This is a genomic window from Psychrobacter sp. M9-54-1, from assembly GCF_016613355.1.
Classification (GTDB): Bacteria; Pseudomonadota; Gammaproteobacteria; order Pseudomonadales; family Moraxellaceae; genus Psychrobacter; species Psychrobacter faecalis.
Genome location: NZ_JADGFW010000024.1, coordinates 107,503 through 126,319 on the forward strand (window position 1 = coordinate 107,503; position 18,817 = coordinate 126,319).

Annotated in this window: 13 protein-coding genes; 10 read left to right on the forward strand and 3 right to left on the reverse strand. The window is 43.6% G+C overall.

The window, feature by feature from the left end; genetic code table 11:
- Positions 1-8 precede the first annotated feature (8 nt).
- Positions 9-500, forward strand: coding sequence for an acyl-CoA thioesterase (locus tag IQ457_RS10085; RefSeq protein WP_200663060.1), 492 nt, complete (start codon positions 9-11; stop codon positions 498-500).
- 138 nt (positions 501-638) lie between these two features.
- Here IQ457_RS10085 and ribBA read toward each other — a convergent pair whose 3' ends face one another.
- Both ribBA and IQ457_RS10095 read right to left on the reverse strand, forming a co-directional pair.
- Positions 639-1,751: a bifunctional 3,4-dihydroxy-2-butanone-4-phosphate synthase/GTP cyclohydrolase II gene (ribBA, locus tag IQ457_RS10090; protein ID WP_200663061.1), complete on the reverse strand. Its 1,113-nt coding sequence runs from the start codon at positions 1,749-1,751 to the stop codon at positions 639-641.
- Between the two features lie 303 nt (positions 1,752-2,054).
- Positions 2,055-3,344, reverse strand: coding sequence for a replication-associated recombination protein A (locus tag IQ457_RS10095; RefSeq protein WP_200663062.1), 1,290 nt, complete (start codon positions 3,342-3,344; stop codon positions 2,055-2,057).
- A gap of 229 nt (positions 3,345-3,573) precedes the next feature.
- Between IQ457_RS10095 and IQ457_RS10100 the strand changes: the two genes are divergently transcribed.
- Both IQ457_RS10100 and IQ457_RS10105 read left to right on the forward strand, forming a co-directional pair.
- Complete coding sequence (locus tag IQ457_RS10100; RefSeq protein ID WP_446737540.1) at positions 3,574-4,149, forward strand: type IV secretion protein Rhs; 576 nt, start codon at positions 3,574-3,576, stop codon at positions 4,147-4,149.
- Between the two features lie 140 nt (positions 4,150-4,289).
- Positions 4,290-5,303 carry a hypothetical protein gene (locus IQ457_RS10105; RefSeq protein ID WP_200663063.1) on the forward strand — a complete coding sequence of 338 codons (1,014 nt, stop codon included), beginning with the start codon at positions 4,290-4,292 and terminating at the stop codon, positions 5,301-5,303.
- 88 nt (positions 5,304-5,391) lie between these two features.
- Here IQ457_RS10105 and gltA read toward each other — a convergent pair whose 3' ends face one another.
- Positions 5,392-6,672 (reverse strand): citrate synthase, encoded by a 1,281-nt coding sequence (gene gltA, locus IQ457_RS10110; protein WP_200663064.1) that lies wholly within the window; start codon positions 6,670-6,672, stop codon positions 5,392-5,394.
- A gap of 1,154 nt (positions 6,673-7,826) precedes the next feature.
- Here gltA and sdhC point away from each other — a divergent pair.
- The 7 genes from sdhC to lpdA all read left to right on the forward strand — a co-directional run bounded on the left by sdhC (position 7,827) and on the right by lpdA (position 18,736).
- On the forward strand, positions 7,827-8,213 hold the full coding sequence (sdhC, locus tag IQ457_RS10115; RefSeq protein ID WP_082894375.1) for a succinate dehydrogenase, cytochrome b556 subunit: 387 nt from the start codon (positions 7,827-7,829) through the stop codon (positions 8,211-8,213).
- Positions 8,214-8,215: 2 nt separating this feature from the next.
- On the forward strand, positions 8,216-8,620 hold the full coding sequence (sdhD, locus tag IQ457_RS10120; protein WP_102077800.1) for a succinate dehydrogenase, hydrophobic membrane anchor protein: 405 nt from the start codon (positions 8,216-8,218) through the stop codon (positions 8,618-8,620).
- Positions 8,621-9,078: 458 nt separating this feature from the next.
- Positions 9,079-10,929 (forward strand): succinate dehydrogenase flavoprotein subunit, encoded by a 1,851-nt coding sequence (gene sdhA, locus IQ457_RS10125; RefSeq protein WP_068407838.1) that lies wholly within the window; start codon positions 9,079-9,081, stop codon positions 10,927-10,929.
- 196 nt (positions 10,930-11,125) lie between these two features.
- Positions 11,126-11,836, forward strand: coding sequence for a succinate dehydrogenase iron-sulfur subunit (locus tag IQ457_RS10130; protein WP_144296830.1), 711 nt, complete (start codon positions 11,126-11,128; stop codon positions 11,834-11,836).
- Between the two features lie 928 nt (positions 11,837-12,764).
- Positions 12,765-15,647, forward strand: a complete 2,883-nt coding sequence (locus IQ457_RS10135) for a 2-oxoglutarate dehydrogenase E1 component (RefSeq protein WP_200663065.1) — start codon at positions 12,765-12,767, stop codon at positions 15,645-15,647.
- Between the two features lie 155 nt (positions 15,648-15,802).
- A complete protein-coding gene (gene odhB, locus IQ457_RS10140) occupies positions 15,803-17,065 on the forward strand; it encodes a 2-oxoglutarate dehydrogenase complex dihydrolipoyllysine-residue succinyltransferase (RefSeq protein WP_200663066.1) in 1,263 nt (420 codons plus the stop codon).
- Positions 17,066-17,284: 219 nt separating this feature from the next.
- Entirely contained in the window at positions 17,285-18,736 is a 1,452-nt protein-coding gene (gene lpdA / locus IQ457_RS10145) for a dihydrolipoyl dehydrogenase (protein ID WP_068407828.1), read from the forward strand.
- Positions 18,737-18,817: the final 81 nt, after the last annotated feature.

Below are 18,817 nucleotides of genomic sequence, written 5' to 3' on the forward strand. Positions count from 1 at the left end.
ATGCAGTGATGAGTGCTTTTGAACAACACACAAACGCAAATAATAATGGCGTAGATGATAGCCGTCCTAGCGAGCTAGCGCATTATCCAATCATTCATCAGCAGCCGATCCATTGGGGCGAAATGGATGCCTTTAATCATCTAAATAACGTGGTCTATTATCGTTATGCGGAGTCAGCACGGATTGGCTATCTGCAAGCGCTAGGTATGTTTGATGGCAGTATGGTGACAGTATTGGCGCAATCAAGCTGTCAGTATTTACGCCCGGTGACCTATCCCGATACGTTATTATTAGGCGTGCGTTGCCAGCGCTTGGGCAATACCAGTATTGTGATGGAATATAGCTATTATAGCTGCGCTCAAGAAGCGATTGTCGCGACCGCTGATGCCGTTATCGTCCGTTTAGACAGTGATGGTAAGGATAAATTGCCGTGGAGCAATGAGGAGCGTGAGCGGTTATTGAAACTAGAGGCAAAATTTAACCATACGCCCGAATTTTAAAAAATTTAAAAACTTTGAAAAGTCGGCCAAATTATTAAGTATCAATATCAATAAAATGATACCGTTAAAAATAAAAAGGCACGCTAAATGATATTAGCGTGCCTTTTTTATGTTGCTGTGCCTTTTAATTTCTAAGCTTTATTTTTGCTTAGGCGCATGAACAAAGTCTACTACATTTAAATCAAAACCTGACAGCGCATAAAACTTCATTGGTGACGACAGTAAGCGCATATCACGTACGCCCAAATGACGTAAAATCTGTGCGCCAACCCCGATACTGCGATAAGGCTGCTGAGCGATGGTAGACATGGACTGATTTTCAGCCGCTTTATCCAATGCCTCTCCCAAGTCAATCGGCTGATGATTGCCGATCCAAACCAACACGCCGCGCTCTGAATTGTTTATTTCTTCTAAGGCTGAGCGTACGCTCCAGCCGCTACGACCAGTGGTGTCGTTTTTCGCCGCAAACAAGTCACGTAAAGGATGGAAGCCATGTACACGAACGGTACTGATACCTTCGCTGACATCACCTTTTACCAAGGCTAAATGAGTTTCGTCTGCACCAAACTCGCGGAAGCGATGCAAGGTAAAGGTACCGTATTCGGTCTCAAACGGATGGGACTCAACCTCTTCGACCGTTTGCTCATTGGCAATCCGGTAGTTAATCAAATCGGCAATCGTCCCTATTTTAAGACCATGCTCTTTGGCAAATATCTCAAGGTCATCACGGCGCGCCATTGTGCCATCGTCTTTGATGATTTCAACGATAACGGCTGCTGGCTCTAACCCTGCTAGGCGAGCCAAATCACAACCTGCTTCGGTATGACCGGCACGGTGCAGGACACCGCCATTTTGTGCCATAATCGGGAAAATATGCCCAGGCTGGACGATATCTTCTGGTTTTGCTGAAGAAGACACTGCTGCTTGAATGGTACGAGCGCGGTCAGCGGCAGAAATACCTGTGGTCACGCCTTCAGCCGCTTCAATAGAAACGGTGAAGTTGGTGCTAAATTTTGCCTCGTTGCGGTCTGACATTAGCGGCAATGCCAGCTGTTGGCAGCGCGCTTCTGATAAGGTTAAGCAAACCAAACCACGCGCGTGGGTAATCATAAAGTTGATATCATCAGGGCGTACGTGGGTCGCGGCCATAATGATATCACCTTCGTTTTCGCGATCTTCGTCATCCATCAAGATGACCATTTTGCCAGCACGAATGTCTTCGATAATCTCAGGAATCGTATTTAAACTCATAGGAAGTCTCAATATTTTATTATGTATAGATGGGTTTGATGAGAAGGTTAAATTATTATTTGTCTATTGTAGCAGCAGAGGGCATCAAGCGCTGTGATAAAGCATGGCGTGGCTTAATAATAGAATAGCCCTAAAAATAACAGCATCATGCGATAAAATTGCTGCGCTCTATCGACTTGTATATATCATTATGAGGCCATTTTAACGCTTTTCACCCTGCTGTGCTGCGTCATCTTACCAATATGTCTATTAATCGCTTAAAAATAGCGATAAGTATTATCAATGATGCAAGCAAATATGCTGTTATTCGTTACTGGCCGCTTGGCTTTTTAGCCAGTCCATAAACTGCTTGCTGTGCTGCTCGCGCTGATTGTCCGCAAATTCATAAAAACTGGTGCCGACTAAATTGTTCGGCAGATAGCTTTGCGGATAATAATGATTGGGATAATTGTGCGGATATACATAACCTTCACCATAGCCCTGATTGCGCATCAATTTGGTCACGCCATTACGCAAATGTAGCGGTACAGGCGAGGCGTCTTTTTCTGCCAAGGCCATTGCCGCATTGATGGCTTTATAAGTGCTGTTACTTTTGGCGCTGGTCGCCAGATAAACCACCACTTGCCCCAAGATAATGCGCGCTTCTGGCATGCCGATAGACTGTACGCTACGCAGTGCGGCATCGGCAAGGAGCAGGGCATTAGGATTGGCATTACCAATATCTTCACTGGCTAAAATAACCAAACGCCGTGCGATAAAATCAGCAGGCTCACCGCCAACTAGCATCCGTGCCATCCAGTATAGCGCCGCATCAGGGTCGGAGCCGCGTACAGATTTTATCATGGCCGAGATGATATCGTAATGCTGCTCGCCATCTTTATCGTAGCGTACCAGCGCCGTTTGGGCGACACGGGCGACCAATTCATCATTGATAATTAATCTCGATTCTTTAGTGTCCGCCGTTTGAATGGCAAGCTCTAATAGATTGAGCGCTTTTCTGGCATCACCGTGTGCCAATTGGCTAATCGTCTCTTGCGCTTGCAAATCAACTTTTAGGTTTTTAAGGATATTGTCTTCTAATAGCGCGCGCTGCAATACGGCGCTGATTTGCTCAGGTGTCAGCGGCTCTAAACGATACACTTGGCAACGCGATAGCAGGGCGTTATTCACACTAAACGACGGGTTTTCAGTCGTCGCCCCAATTAACGTAATATCACCTGACTCTACCGCGCCAAGTAACGCATCTTGCTGTGCTTTATTAAAACGGTGAATCTCATCGATAAATACCACCGGCGATTCAAAACTTAACGAGTCTTTTGTTTCTAGCACTTCACGTAATTGCTTCACGCCCGTATTTAATGCCGATAACGCATGAAAAGGTCGGCCAACGGCATCAGCCAATAGCATAGCGATGGTGGTCTTCCCAATGCCTGCTTCGCCATGCAAAATAATCGATGGCAGGTGCCCTTGCTCAACCAAGCGCCGTAACGGTGCGCCTGCTGATAACAGGTGCTCTTGTCCAATAATAGCGTTGAGCGTCGTTGGGCGCATACGCTGAGCAAGGGGCGTATCAGCATGAAAACTGGGTGGCATAAAAATCTCTATTATCAATTAAACGACTGTTTTTTTTGTATTGTTGTGACTATAGCTAGGCTAACGCAGATTTACGTTAATAAAAGTCAGCTAAGTGTACAGCTTATGTCTTAAAGGCTTTGTTTTAAGCAATTTCGACCTTATTAATGGTTTATCAGTGATGACCAATCATGTTATGACAAATTATCAAATATAAAACGAGCAACCAATACAAGGTAAGACATTTATGCTGTCGCTATCTGCTTTCAAGCGTTTATTTAAACGCGCTGAGTCTCTTCGTGCTAGGCCTCTTAAAGCTACCAAGCAGCGTTCACGGCAGCTGACGGCTGGGGAGATGGCACTGGCTCGCTCGGTGTTCGGCGATAGTATCCGGCTTGGGCAAGTTCAGCTAAAAACCGCATGCTGGGTACTAAAAAATTACGCTGTCAGTCCCAATGGTAATATTTATTTTCACCCGGCCGACTGGGTCATAGATTTTAGTCAGTGTTCCTTGGCTAAGCAAAGCTGGCTTATCCATGAGTTGACCCACGTTTGGCAATTGCAGCAAGGTCTTAAAGTCGTACGCGGTGCTATGATTGATCGTCGCTATGATTATGTACTTGCCGCTGGCAAACCTTTTTTCAACTATGGTATTGAGCAGCAAGCACGCATGGTACAAGATTATTTTATCAGTCGGCAGCATGGCCGCGATTGTCAGGGTTTTGAAAGCTGTATTCCATTTTTAGCGACACAAAAAATCGATAAAAGCCATGATCATAATAGAACCTGCGACGAACATAAAACTCATGAGACATTTAAAGTTTAGTCTTTCTTTTATCCTATAATATTTATATGATGACTGAACCTTTTTATAATAATAACAAGCTGCTAAACATACAGACAAAATAAAATAGCTAGTAGCCTCAGCATATAAGCGCACTGCTTTTAATAAGGATGAGAACTCGGATGTTTAAAAATTTGCTCGTAAAGCCTGATGGTGAGACTCATCATACCTATATAAATACAAGGTTGCTAAATGAAGCAATTATGCCGCCGCGTACGCGCTCCTTGCTAGCGGCCGCCATGACTGGAATTTTATTGCTAAGCGGCTGTCAGCAGCAAGCAGAAGCACCAGTAGCTGATAATAGTCAACCCAAAGAAAAAACCAGCGTAGAGGACAGTCAGCCGATGCGTAAAAGTGACTCCGCTGCTGCGCGCATAGAGCAATTTCAACCCTTGTATCTTGCGCAAGCGAAAAGTTTACAGCAGCGTCTACAAGCTGAATATGAATCGCTACAAGCGGCAGATGCCTCAGACAGTGGCAATGATTTGTTGCCAGATAATACCTCTGCTGCGTCAGTAGACAATGCTAAGCCGTCTAATACCCCTAATCCAGCTGCAAATACTAACGATTCTGAGCAAATAGCAAAATCAACTGCTACGAATTCAGCCGCTGATACGGACAATAGCAATAGTGAGTCAGACGTTAGCAATGACTCTGAAGTTGACGCTAATGCTACTACGGACGCGAATATTAATACCAGTACCGAGGTTGGCGAGCGCGATTTAACGGTGCTAAAACGTATCAGTCTTGAGCCGCGCAAACCTGTGATGTTGTCAGATGAGCAGATTATAGAAAGCTATCAACAAGCGATGGACGCGCTTTATCAACCTGTGACCACGCCGCTTAATGCAGAAGAGGTTGATACCTTGATTAACATTGCCACCTTGACGCCGCAGTTATTTGAACATGCAGAAATCGCTGGTCGACTAAGTGCAAAAAGTCCGGCGCTGGCGCGTTTGATTATTCAGCATCAGGTTTGGGAGCAAATAGAAGCCCAACAGGTCATGGATATGCAGCAAATGAAAATCGACCAACAGCAAGAGTTTGAGAGACTGATGGCAAAATTTAATGAAACCATCCAAGGTTATGATGAGCAAATTGCAAAATATGAGCAGACCTTAAAAGAATTTCAATAAAGAATAAGTAGTCATCATTTTATTGAATTTAGACCATAAAAAAATCCCGCTCAGTCGCGGGATTTTTTATGCTGCCAATAACAGCTTACTATTTGCGGTCTTCAACTTTAATGAAGTCGCGATGCGTCTCACCAGTATATAATTGACGTGGGCGACCGATTTTGAACGGAGCGCTATGCATCTCTAACCAATGGCTGATCCAACCAGAAGTACGCGCCAGTGAGAAGATGACGGTAAACATTGACGTTGGGATACCGATGGCTTTAAGTATAATGCCCGAGTAGAAATCAACGTTTGGATACAGGTTACGCTCAACGAAGTACGGGTCTTCTAAAGCGATTTTCTCAAGTGCCATAGCAAGCTCAAGCTTAGGATCATTGATACCCAATGCACCCAATACTTCGTCACAAGTTTCTTTCATGACTTGTGCGCGTGGGTCAAAGTTTTTGTAAACACGGTGACCAAAGCCCATCAGTTTTACTTCACGGCTTTTCACTTTTTCCATAAATTCAGGAACGTTTTCTACCGAACCAATCTCATCTAGCATCTCAAGGACAGCTTCGTTAGCGCCGCCATGTGATGGACCCCAAAGGGCAGCGATACCGGCAGCGATACACGCATAAGGGTTAGCACCAGTAGAGCCTGCTAGACGTACCGTAGAGGTTGAAGCGTTTTGCTCGTGGTCAGCATGCAAAGTAAAGATTTTGTCCATCGCGCGAGTAATCACGTCATTGGTTTTGTAGTCAACATCAGCAGGGGTTGCGAACATCATGTATAAGAAGTTTTCTGCGTAATTAAAATCATTACGTGGATACATGAACGGTTCGCCTTGCGAGTATTTATAACTCATCGCTGCAAGCGTTGGCATTTTAGCGATTAGACGGATAGCGGTGATTTCACGGTGTGCTTCGTTGCTGACGTCTAAGTTGTCATGATAAAACGCGGATAAAGCACCAACGACACCAACCATAATCGCCATTGGATGCGCGTCACGGCGGAAACCTTCAAAGAATTTACGTAATTGGTCATGAACACCCGTATGTTTACGAACCTTTTCATAGAAATCTGCTTTTTGCTCAGCATTTGGTAGATCACCATGAATCAGTGCATACGCCACTTCTAAGTATTCAGCATTGTTTGCTAACTGGTCGATAGGGTAGCCACGGTGTAATAACTCACCTTTACCGCCATCAATGTAAGTAATCTTAGATTCAACAGGAGCGGTTACTTTAAAACCTGGGTCATAAGACCAAAAGCCTGAATCTTGTAGAGCAGCAATATCGATAACTGGACGCCCTAAAGTACCTTCAATAATAGGAAATTCGTATTCTTTACCATTTACGCTTAATTTGGCATTGTTGTCAGCCATAAACTGCTCTCCATTGTTTTTAACTTGTTGGAATAAAATTATATCGACGCATACCCTCGCGTCTTCACTTGTTAAACGGTCAAAAAATTCTAACCCATTTAATATGCAGGCTATATTAGCAGTAATTACTGAGGTTTTGAAAAGACTTTTAGCAGTAATGTCTGTAATAGGTGTGCATTAGTCGTACTAAACGACTGTAAACTTTGTATCAAAATATGTCTATTTGGTAATTTAACCGCATGTCTGCTGTTTACTTCTAAAGTAATGATTCTCATTAACATTATAAAAATAAACACCTTATCGCAAAATAAACACTTTTACTATTTGCCTCAATGGACCATGCGATAAACAGAGTATGAGTAGCCGACAGATTGTTTGGGGTCAAAAGGTGATTCTGACACACCAATACTAATAAATTCGTCTTACCAATAGCTAGCTTTTTGTTAAATAATCACCGATAACCACTATTTAGGGGATAAATTTGTAATTATGACGCAGTCATTTTATAATTGGAGGGATTTAACTGGCACTAGCTTTGCGCAAATGGATAGGTTGCTCTGATAAAACCACTGGTAAAGCCCAGCTTTACTGAGACTTTTTGATGATATACTGTTCGGTTAATAGACCAAAACCCGACTTATCGTTTAAATATTCTTGTTAACTGTTCTATTTTTAAATAGTCAACAGTGAAGTTTGCCTTAATAAAAGATGATACTCTACAGACGATATTATGGCGTTATCTTTTTTGTTGATGCAACGTCGTAAAAATAGAATAGTTAATCGATTTATCCCACATTATGAACTCCATATAACTTCTTTATTTTGCATAAAGGGTGTGAATGATTTGTCATAAAAAGGGATTGTCACTTCAGTGAGCGATAGGGAAGTCTATAACCACTTTATAAATGGAAACTACCCAAATAGCAACTAAATAAACAGTCGCTATGGGCATAGATTTTATTTATAGAGTTTATCTGAACGTCAGATAAATAAGACTTATCGACCTTGCATATTTAGCGCAAATGAAACGACGTCAGCTAGCCCTTCCTTACTTTATTCATCTCATGTGTTGCTTGCCGCTTGTAGAATAGTATTGATAAATAGTATTCATATAATGCGTTGATAGCTGATACAGGAGTATAACCGCAAAAAGGATGCCCGCTGTGAAAAGCAACCGACCTATTAATCTGCCCTTAAGCCAAGTGATTAGCGTTAACCGCTCACCGATTGCAATTGCTTCTATCTTGCATCGTATCTCTGGCATTGTTTTATTTCTACTTATCCCAGTCATGCTGTGGTTATTACAGAATTCTTTGGCATCGCCTGAGAGTTTTGAAACCGTGTTTGACAATGTCTTTATTCGCTTTTTAGCGTGGATTTTCGTCGCCGCCATTGCTTATCACTTTGTGATGGGCGTGAAGCATTTATTTGCTGATAATGGTCAAAATGAAGAGCTGCAATCGGCGCGTATGGCGTCTGTTGTCAGCTTAGTGATTGCAGCGATTTTAATTGTCGCGTCATTTGTATGGGTGATGTTCTAATGATAAAAAATGATTCAGGAATCAAAAGCGCCACCGGTCTAACAAGCTCAGGTACCCGTGATTGGATGGTCCAACGTATCAGTGCGGTTATTCTAGCCGTTTACAGTGTGGTGTTGCTGGGCTTTTTCTTAACCCATGGCAATGTAACCTTCATTGAATGGTCTGATTTTATGACCAGTTTACCGATGCGTCTGTTCAGCTTGTTGGCTATCTTGGCATTGGCTGGTCACGCGTGGGTGGGTATGTGGACGGTATTTACCGACTATATTACCTCTGGCAAGATGGGTGAAAGCGCGCCTAAACTGCGTTTATTTTTACAAACATTGATGATTATCGCTATTTTAGTCTTCCTATTTTGGGGCATTATGATTTTTTGGGGTAACGGCTTCGGTGTTGTTGCTGTTTAACTTTTTATCATACCGGTAAATATTTATTCATCGGCTATTTATAAGCGTAGTATTAGCAGCCATATATCGATGAATAATAACGGATGAATCTAACCGCATTTATAGCCTTACTGATTTAAAAGCGTTTAGAGAATAAAATCCGTTAGTAGCCAAAATAGACAGAGCCAATCATAGCGTTGGGTATTTCTCAATTTAACTTATCACTGATACCAGTGCATTATTAAGCAGTTGCATGACAGTTAAACCGATAGTTAAATAAACAGATAAGCCCAATATAACGATAGATATGCAATTTAAGTGGTTAAAAGGTATTGATAGCAGATTTTGATGGTTGAAATTATTGTCAGTAGCGTGAGCGCAAATATTAGCCGACGTTGCCGCATGATAAGACAGAAACCAGCATAGACATCAGCCTTTTTATTTACTTCTAAGCATTAACAGGCATTAGGAAAACCGTAATGGCAACTAGACAAGATAATACCATTAGCAATATTAAAACCCTGAACTATGACGCGGTCATCGTTGGTGGCGGCGGCTCAGGTATGCGTGCTTCATTGCATTTGGCCGAAGCGGGCATGAAGGTTGCAGTCTTGACCAAAGTATTCCCAACCCGTTCACACACCGTTGCAGCGCAGGGCGGTATCGGCGCAAGTTTGGGTAACATGAGTAATGACAACTGGCACTTTCACTTTTATGATACCGTGAAAGGGTCAGATTGGTTAGGTGACCAAGACGCCATTGAGTACATGTGCCGCGAAGCGCCAAAAGTAGTATATGAGCTTGAGCACATGGGTATGCCGTTTGACCGTAACGAAGATGGCACCATTTATCAGCGTCCATTTGGCGGTCATACCTCAAACTATGGCGAAAAAGCTGTACAACGTGCTTGTGCTGCTGCTGATCGTACGGGTCACGCGCTATTGCATACGCTTTATCAGAAAAACTTGCAGCAAGGTACTGAGTTCTTTATCGAGTGGATCGCCCTTGATTTGATCAAAGACGAGGCCGGTAACATCAATGGCGTTATCGCGCTTGAGCAAGAAACTGGTACGGTAGCGGTATTCCAATCACCAATCACTGTATTAGCGACAGGCGGTGCTGGTCGTATCTTTGCGGCTTCTACCAACGCTTATATCAATACGGGTGACGGTATTGGCATGGCGGTTCGTGCAGGTATTCCATTGCAAGATATGGAATTCTGGCAGTTCCACCCAACGGGCGTTCATGGTGCCGGCGTACTATTGACCGAAGGTTGCCGCGGTGAAGGCGCTATCTTACGTAATAAAGATGGCGAAGCGTTCATGGAGCGTTATGCGCCCACCGTGAAAGACTTGGCACCACGTGACTTGGTATCACGTTCGATGGACCAAGAAATCAAAGAAGGTCGCGGCTGTGGTCCAAATGCTGACCATATCGTAATGGATATGACCCATTTGGGTGTCGACACCATCATGAAGCGTCTGCCATCAGTATTCGAAATTGGTAAAAACTTTGCCAACGTTGATATCACTAAAGAGCCAATTCCAGTTATCCCAACCATTCACTATATGATGGGCGGTATTCCGACCACGATTCATGGTCAGGTGATTGTACCGGATCTAGAAGCGGGTACCGATGAAGACGGTCTATATGCCAAAGGCAACGTCGTTAAAGGTCTTTATGCAATCGGTGAGTGTGCGTGCGTTAGTGTGCATGGTGCCAACCGCTTAGGTACCAACTCGCTACTTGATTTATTGGTTTTTGGTCGTGCTGCTGGTAAGCATATCGTTGATGAATTCCATCATGCTGACCATAACTACAAGCCACTTGATCCACACGTGCTTGATTTCACTGTACGTCGTTTGGACAAATTGCAACAATCAACTTCAGGCTACAATGCGCAAGACGTGGCTGACGAGATTCGCGCCATTATGCAAAAGCATGCCAGTGTATTCCGTACGCAGGCGATGATGGATGAAGGTGTTAAGCAAATTCTAGCGCTTGCTGATAAAATCGACCAAATCCATTTGGCTGATAAATCACAGGTCTTTAATACCGCGCGTATCGAAGCGTTTGAAGTAGCCAACTTGTATGAAGTGGCAAAAGCGACGATGATATCGGCCGCTAACCGTCACGAAAGTCGCGGCGCGCACAGTGTGTCTGACTATGATCGCCCAGAAGATGATGATTATGCACCAAACGGCCGTAACGATAATGATTGGATGAAGCATACCCTATGGTATTCTGAAGGCAATCGTATTATCTATAAGCCTGTACGTAAAGTGCCATTGACGGTCGATTATGTCGAGCCAAAAGTTCGCGTTTATTAATTCTAGCCCTTGTAGTTTTGAGCATACAGTTTTGTATATACATAGAATTAACGTTTTATCCCTTATTTAATAAAAGGTGAGCGCCAGCGATAAGCTTTTATCAGTGCTATGAAATAGTCATACTAGCGCTGATAAATAGCAGTCTTTAGACTGTACGCTTGTGAGCCCGCATCACCAATGTGTGGAGTTTAGCATTATGAGCCGAGGTACTCGCACCATCGAAATCTATCGCTACGATCCTGATGTGGACGCAGCGCCGCGCATGCAAACTTATACGATTGAGTTGTTAGATTCAGATCGTATGTTGCTTGACGTGTTATTACGCCTGAAAAAAGAAGACGAAACCCTTACTTTCCGTCGCTCGTGCCGTGAAGGCATTTGCGGTTCAGATGGCATGAATATCAATGGTAAAAATGGTCTAGCCTGTCTGATTAACATGAACACCTTGCCTGAAAAAGTAACGGTTCGTCCGTTACCAGGTTTGCCAGTGGTTCGTGATTTGGTCGTCGACATGAACCAATTTTATGAGCAATACGAAAAAGTTCATCCGTTCTTAATCAATGACCAGCCAGCGCCAGCAACCGAGCGCTTGCAGTCACCTGAACAGCGTGAAAAATTGAACGGTTTGTATGAGTGTATTTTATGTGCGTGCTGTTCAACCAGCTGCCCATCATTCTGGTGGAACCCTGATAAGTTCTTAGGTCCAGCAGCACTATTGAATGCCAACCGTTTTGTATCTGACAGCCGCGATACTGATATACGTGCTCGTCTATCACGTTTAGAAGATCCGTTCAGCTTATTCCGTTGCCGCGGTATCATGAACTGCGTGTCAGTATGTCCAAAAGGCCTAAATCCAACCAAAGCCATCGGCCATCTGCGCAATTTACTGATCGATCAAGCAGGTTAGTCTACCATTTATTGGTAATTAGCTTTATAATAGCGCTGTTAAAAAAACACCACCTCTCATTAGGTGGTGTTTTTTATTCAAGGTTATTAGCATTAAACTGTCAGGTATAAAGCTAGCATTACAAAACTGATATTTTAGAAGGTATTGTTGATGGGCAGTGGTGACTCAGTCAATGAAAGTAAGGCTGTATTAACAATACGTTGCTTGTATGTAAGAGGGCATGCTATATCGTACGCATGTCTATATAATTGATTACAACCGTATATTTTCGCGCAGATTCATTTAAAGGTAGTGATTAACCATAAATGTTTATATCGCTCAAAATCTATAGAAATGCAAAAAGTAGGCTATAAATTTAGCTAAATCTTAGCGATAGCGCCGTTATTTGTTCATATAAAAATTAACTAGTTGCGAGAAATGATAGTTGATATTCATTTCGTAAATACCTAGTATTGAACAAACAAACTATGGCGTGTTAGGCAGTCATGTTACCCTATACAGCACTATATCTTTGGCGTAATATCGCTTATATTTCTACCATAGCAAGACACTTCAGCGGAAATAGCCAATTAAAAGGCTAACTGAAGACAAAATTTTTTGAGTAAAACCATGCTATTAACAATTTGGTTATAGCTGCAAGCATTATATATAAATTAATGTTGTCAAACGAGCCACTAAAGAAAACCGACCGTTCACAAATAATTTTAATAGTAAGCGTGGTATTGCAATTATCTTTTTTATAACGACATAGCTTGGGTACGATGTTTTTAATTGACCAGAAGCGGTAACTTATAGATATGGTTAATAAAAAGATAATGTTAAGACAAGTTTTAACGGTAAAAAGCGACGATTGATGTCGCTAACCTATAACGAACAACACAATAATAAGCACGATTCCATTCATTTATCTATCAAATAGACGATTATTATGAATAGTATAACTAAAGAAACTGCGAGCCTAGATCATACTGAACTGGCTGCCGACAATGCTCAATATATCGAAGCGCTCTATGAGCAATATCTAGATGATCCTAGTAGCGTTGATAACGATTGGCAGGCGTATTTTGAACAATACAAGACGCCAAATGATGCCAAGCACAATGCTATTAAAGATCAGTTCTTGTTGCTTGCGCGCAATCAAACGGCGAACAAAGTAAATACTGACACCTCTGGCTCACAAGCTGGCGATTCAAATTGTGCTGACCCAAAACAAATGGGCGTGCAGCAGCTGATTTCAGCCTATCGCCGCCGTGGTCATCGCCGCGCTAAGCTTGACCCATTAGATTTGCATCCACGTGCAGAAGTGGAAGATTTAACCCTTGCTTATCACAATCTTTCTGAAGCCGACCTTGATACCGTATTCCCAACCAATGATTTAAATATTGGTAAAGATGAAGCGACGCTACGTGAAATCATCGAGATCATGGAGCGCGTCTACTGCCGTTATATCGGTACGGAGTATATGCACGTGACCACCAGCACCGAAAAGCGCTGGATGGAAAAATACCTAGAAACCAATCTAGGTTATATCGAGTTTGATAAAGAAAAACGTCTCTCAATCCTTGAGCGTTTAACCGCTGCTGAAGGCTTAGAAAAATATTTGGCTCGTAAATATACGGGTGTTAAGCGTTTTGGTCTAGAAGGTGGTGAGAGCTTTATTCCTGCTATCAATGAAATCATCCAACGTGCTGGCGGTTATGGCACTAAAGAGATGGTTATTGGTATGGCTCACCGTGGTCGTTTAAACTTGTTGGTTAATATCTTGGGTAAAAACCCTGCCGATTTGTTTGATGAGTTCGATGGTAAAGTGCAGCCAGAAAAAGGCTCAGGTGACGTTAAATATCACAATGGTTTTTCATCGAACGTAATGACACCGGGCGGTGAGGCACATTTGGCATTGGCGTTTAATCCATCGCATCTTGAGATTGTCGCACCAGTATTGCAAGGTTCGGTACGCGCGCGTCAAGTTCGCCGTAATGACCAACCACTACAAGATAATAAAACAGGCAACTCTGTCTTACCGATCGTTATTCATGGCGATGCGGCTTTTGCAGGCCAAGGTGTGGTACAAGAAACTTTCCAAATGTCACAAACCCGCGCTTATACCACGGGCGGTACAGTACATATTGTTATTAACAACCAAGTTGGTTTCACTACCAGCCGTCAAGAAGATGCACGCTCGACTGAGTATTGTACTGATGTTGCAAAAATGGTGCACGCGCCTATCTTGCATGTAAACGGTGACGATCCTGAATCAGTAGTTTTCGCGGCACAATTGGCATTAGATTACCGTCATGAGTTTGATAAAGACATTATCATTGACTTGTTTTGCTATCGCCGTAACGGTCATAACGAAGCCGATGAGCCATCAGCGACTCAGCCATTAATGTACGCAGTGATTAAAAAATTACCAACCACTCGCACTATCTACGCACAGCAACTGATCAAAGCCGGCGTGTTAAGCGAGAGTGAAGCTCAGCAGTACGAAGATGAATATCGTGAGTCGTTGGACCGCGGTGAATACGTTGCCAGCTCTCTAGTGAGTCAGCCTAACGAAGAGCTCTTCGTTGATTGGAAACCTTACTTAGGCCATGATTTGGTTGACGATTGGGATACCAGCGTCGATATCGAAGTGCTAAAAGGCTATGGTCGCCGTATGGCAGAAATGCCAGAAGGTTACAAGCTACAACGCCAAGTACAAAAAATGGTCGAACAGCGTCTAGCCATGCAAACAGGCGAAGAGCCACTTAACTGGGGTGCCGCTGAAACTCTAGCCTATGCATCATTGGTTGACCATGACAATGTCTTGGTACGTATTACTGGTGAAGATGTGGGCCGTGGTACCTTCTCGCATCGCCACAGTGAAATCTATAACGTCAATGACGGTAGCATGTATGTACCCCTTTCACATATCAGTGAGACGCAAGCACGCTTTGCTACTTACAACTCACTGTTATCAGAAGAAGCGGTACTAGCCTTCGAATATGGTTACGCAACGACCGTGCCGAATGCGCTAATCGTTTGGGAAGCACAGTTTGGTGACTTCGTGAACGGTGCACAAGTGGTGATTGACCAATTTATCTCAAGTGGTGAGACTAAGTGGCAGCGCGTTTGTGGTTTAACCATGTTATTACCACATGGCTTTGAAGGTCAAGGTCCTGAGCATTCATCTGCTCGCCTAGAGCGCTTCTTGCAGTTATGTGCTGAAGACAACATGCAAGTGATTACGCCAACGACCCCAGCGCAAATCTATCATGCCCTACGTCGTCAAGCGGTACGTCCGATTCGTAAGCCATTAATCGTCATGTCACCGAAGAGTTTACTACGTCATAAATTGGCAACTTCAACCCTAGAAGAGCTGGCGAACGGCAAGTTTGAGACAGTATTGCCAGAGATCGATCAGCAAAATGCCGACAACGTAACGCGTATGGTGCTGTGCGGCGGTAAAGTTTACTATGACTTATTAGAACAACGCCGTGCGCTAGGTTTAGATCATGTAGCGATTGTGCGTATCGAGCAGCTATACCCATTACCAGAAGAGCGTTTGATTGCTGAGATTGAAAAATATAGTAACTTAGCTGAGATTGTTTGGACGCAAGAAGAGCCACTTAACCAAGGCGCTTGGTACTATTTAGCGCCGCATATGTTCCGCATTGTTGTGCCGCATCCAACCAAGGCAAAAGTCATGGAGCCAGTTGCGCGTCCTGCTAGTGCGGCGCCAGCGACAGGATCTCCAAAACTACATGTTCAGCAACAGCAAGCGCTTATTGCTGGTGGTCTTGGTATTAGTGTGGATGAGCTATCTAAATAGTAGTTGGCTTAAGCAACAGATTATATAAGATACACGAATCAGGCGATAACAGTCCGTACCGCTATTACCATTAAAGTAAGACGATTGAGAATGGTATTGACTGCCTATCACGACTTAATAATAAAGAGTAATATCAATATCTAAGGAGTATATCGATGGCTGAAATTAAAGCCCCCGTTTTTCCAGAATCGGTTGCCGATGGCACCCTCGTGGAATGGCATGTCACTGAAGGTCAAGAAGTTAGCCGCGACGACTTATTGGCTGAAATTGAAACTGATAAAGTGGTATTAGAAGTGGTTGCACCTGATAACGGTGTGGTTACCAAAATCGTTAAGCAAGTTGACGATACAATTTTGTCAGACGAGCTAATCGCCGAGTTTGAAGCTGGTGCTAGCGGTAGTTCTGCTGGTGGTAGTAGCGATAGCGCGGATGAGCCTGCCGTTGACCCAGACCAACCAGCAGCGCCAGTACAGCCGAAACAAGCTACCGATGGCGGTGAGCCAGTCCAAGCCACAGATAAAAAAGACGAAGCGGATCATAAAGACCAAAGTCCTGCGGTACGAAAAGCGGCGAAAGAATCTGGCGTTGATCCTAAAAACGTCGAAGGCAGTGGCCGCGGTGGTCGTGTAACCAAAACCGACATGGCAAACCCAACGCTAAAAGCTGATAGCTCTATCAAATCTGATAGCGGTCGTCCAGTTGCTGAATCAATCGGTGAGCGTACTGAAAAACGCGTACCAATGACGCGTCTACGTAAAACAGTTGCTAACCGTCTACTGGCTGCCTCACAAGAAACAGCGATGCTAACCACGTTTAACGAAGTCAACATGAAACCGTTGATGGATATGCGTGCTAAGTATAAAGAGCAATTTGAAAAGCGCCATGGCGTACGTCTAGGCTTTATGTCATTGTTTATTAAAGCGGCGACTGAAGCACTAAAACGCTTCCCAGCGGTTAACGCTTCTCTAGACGGCGATGACATCGTTTATCACGGCTACTATGATATCGGTGTTGCCGTATCTTCAGATCGTGGTTTGGTCGTTCCTGTATTGCGTGATACCGACCGCATGAGCATGTCTGATGTTGAAGCTAAGATTCGTGAATTTGGTGGTAAAGCACAACAAGGCAAACTTGGTCTTGATGACATGACTGGCGGTACGTTCACCATTTCAAACGGCGGCGTCTTTGGTTCACTCATGTCAACGCCTATCTTGAATCCACCACAAACTGCTATCTTAGGTATGCACGCTATCAACGACCGCCCAATGGCAGTCGACGGTAAAGTTGAAATTTTACCAATGATGTACCTAGCACTATCATATGATCACCGTATGATTGACGGCAAAGAAGCGGTACAGTTCTTAGTTACTATCAAAGAGTTGGTCGAAGATCCAACCATGCTACTCCTAGACCTGTAAGCTTTTAAGCTTGTATCGGTAACCACTGATACAAGCTTTTTCACTTTGGACGAGGTGATTGTGGTTTATTGTCAAATAAATGCGACTCTTTTTGCGGTGTATTAACGACAGAATAAAAGTGTCATTTATCCATCAATAGGCTAACCAATCATTTAATCCTCATAAAATTAGAAAAAATTTAGAAATAAATTAGAACCAAATTAAAAATAGGAACGTACTATGAAAGACAATTATGATTTAGTCGTCATCGGCGGCGGTCCTGGTGGTTACGAAGCCGCTATTCGTGCAGGTCAATTGGGTATGAGCGTGGCTTGTATCGAAAAACGCGTGTATAAAGGTGAGCCAGCACTGGGTGGTACTTGCTTAAACGTCGGTTGTATCCCATCAAAAGCCTTACTTGATTCATCACATCGTTATGAAGCGACCAAGCATGACCTTGCTGAACATGGTATCAGCACCGGTGACGTTGCTATCGATATCGAGCAAATGATTGGCCGTAAAGAAGCTATCGTTAAGCAATTGACTGGCGGCGTAGCGGCATTGCTAAAAGGCAATGGCGTTGACTGGCTACAAGGCTGGGGCACATTAGAAGACGGGAAAGGTGCGGATAAAAAAGTTAAATTTACCGCTCTAGAAGACGAAAGTGAAACGACTATTACCGCCAAAAACGTCATTCTTGCAGCAGGTTCGGTGCCTATCGATATTCCTGTGGCAAAAACTGACGGCGACCGTATTGTTGATTCTACTGGCGCGCTTGATTTCACCGAAGTACCAAAGCGTTTAGGCGTCATTGGCGCAGGCGTCATTGGTCTTGAGCTAGGTTCAGTATGGCGCCGCTTGGGCGCAGAAGTGGTTGTCTATGAAGCGCTACCAAGCTTCCTAGCAGCGGCTGACAAAGACATTGCTAAAGAAGCGGGTAAAATGCTGAAAAAGCAAGGTCTTGATATCCGCGTTGATACCAAAGTAACCAATGCTGAAGTGAAAGGCGATCAAGTTGTCGTGACCAGCGAAGCAAAAGGTGAAGCCTCGGATGAAAGCTTTGATAAACTGATTGTTTGTGTTGGTCGCCGTGCCTACTCTGAAAAACTATTGGGCGCAGACAGTGGTATCACGTTGACTGAGCGCGGTCTTATCGATGTCGATGACCAGTGTAAAACCAACCTTGACGGCGTTTATGCAATCGGTGACTTGGTTCGTGGTCCTATGCTTGCGCATAAAGCGATGGAAGAAGGCATGATGGCGGTTGAGCGCATTCATGGTGAAAAAGCACAAGTTAACTATGACACCATTATCAACGTCATTTATACCCATCCAGAAATTGCATGGGTTGGTTTGACCGAACAAGAAGCGACTGAAGCGGGTTATGAAGTCAAAACTGGTTCATTTAACCTAGCAGCGAACGGCCGTGCGCTTGCACAAAGTGAAGCACAAGGCTCTATCAAAGTTGTTGCTGATGCTAAAACAGATCGTTTGTTAGGTATGCATGCCATTTCTGCTGGTGCGGGCGATATTGTCCATCAAGGTATGATTGCGATGGAATTTGTGTCTAGTATCGAAGATTTGCAGTTGATGACATTTGCGCATCCAACCATTTCTGAAGCGGTTCATGAAGCCGCTTTATCAGCAGATGGCCGTGCGATTCATGCCATACAGCGTAAAAAACGTAAGTAGTTTTTGAGATTAAATTGCTTAAGATTAACTTGCTTAAAATGAAAAGCATTTGAGTAAATATCAAGTTTAACCGGATGGTGA

Bases quoted from the DNA above. Each gene is read 5' to 3' on its own strand.
- IQ457_RS10085 (WP_200663060.1), top strand. From the start codon at position 9: ATGAGTGCTTTTGAACAACACACAAACGCAAATAATAATGGCGTAGAT.
- sdhC (WP_082894375.1), top strand. From the start codon at position 7,827: ATGCCCGCTGTGAAAAGCAACCGACCTATTAATCTGCCCTTAAGCCAA.
- odhB (WP_200663066.1), top strand. From the start codon at position 15,803: ATGGCTGAAATTAAAGCCCCCGTTTTTCCAGAATCGGTTGCCGATGGC.
- sdhA (WP_068407838.1), top strand. From the start codon at position 9,079: ATGGCAACTAGACAAGATAATACCATTAGCAATATTAAAACCCTGAAC.
- IQ457_RS10135 (WP_200663065.1), top strand. From the start codon at position 12,765: ATGAATAGTATAACTAAAGAAACTGCGAGCCTAGATCATACTGAACTG.
- lpdA (WP_068407828.1), top strand. From the start codon at position 17,285: ATGAAAGACAATTATGATTTAGTCGTCATCGGCGGCGGTCCTGGTGGT.
- IQ457_RS10130 (WP_144296830.1), top strand. From the start codon at position 11,126: ATGAGCCGAGGTACTCGCACCATCGAAATCTATCGCTACGATCCTGAT.
- IQ457_RS10095 (WP_200663062.1), bottom strand. From the start codon at position 3,344: ATGCCACCCAGTTTTCATGCTGATACGCCCCTTGCTCAGCGTATGCGC.
- ribBA (WP_200663061.1), bottom strand. From the start codon at position 1,751: ATGAGTTTAAATACGATTCCTGAGATTATCGAAGACATTCGTGCTGGC.
- gltA (WP_200663064.1), bottom strand. From the start codon at position 6,672: ATGGCTGACAACAATGCCAAATTAAGCGTAAATGGTAAAGAATACGAA.
- IQ457_RS10105 (WP_200663063.1), top strand. From the start codon at position 4,290: ATGTTTAAAAATTTGCTCGTAAAGCCTGATGGTGAGACTCATCATACC.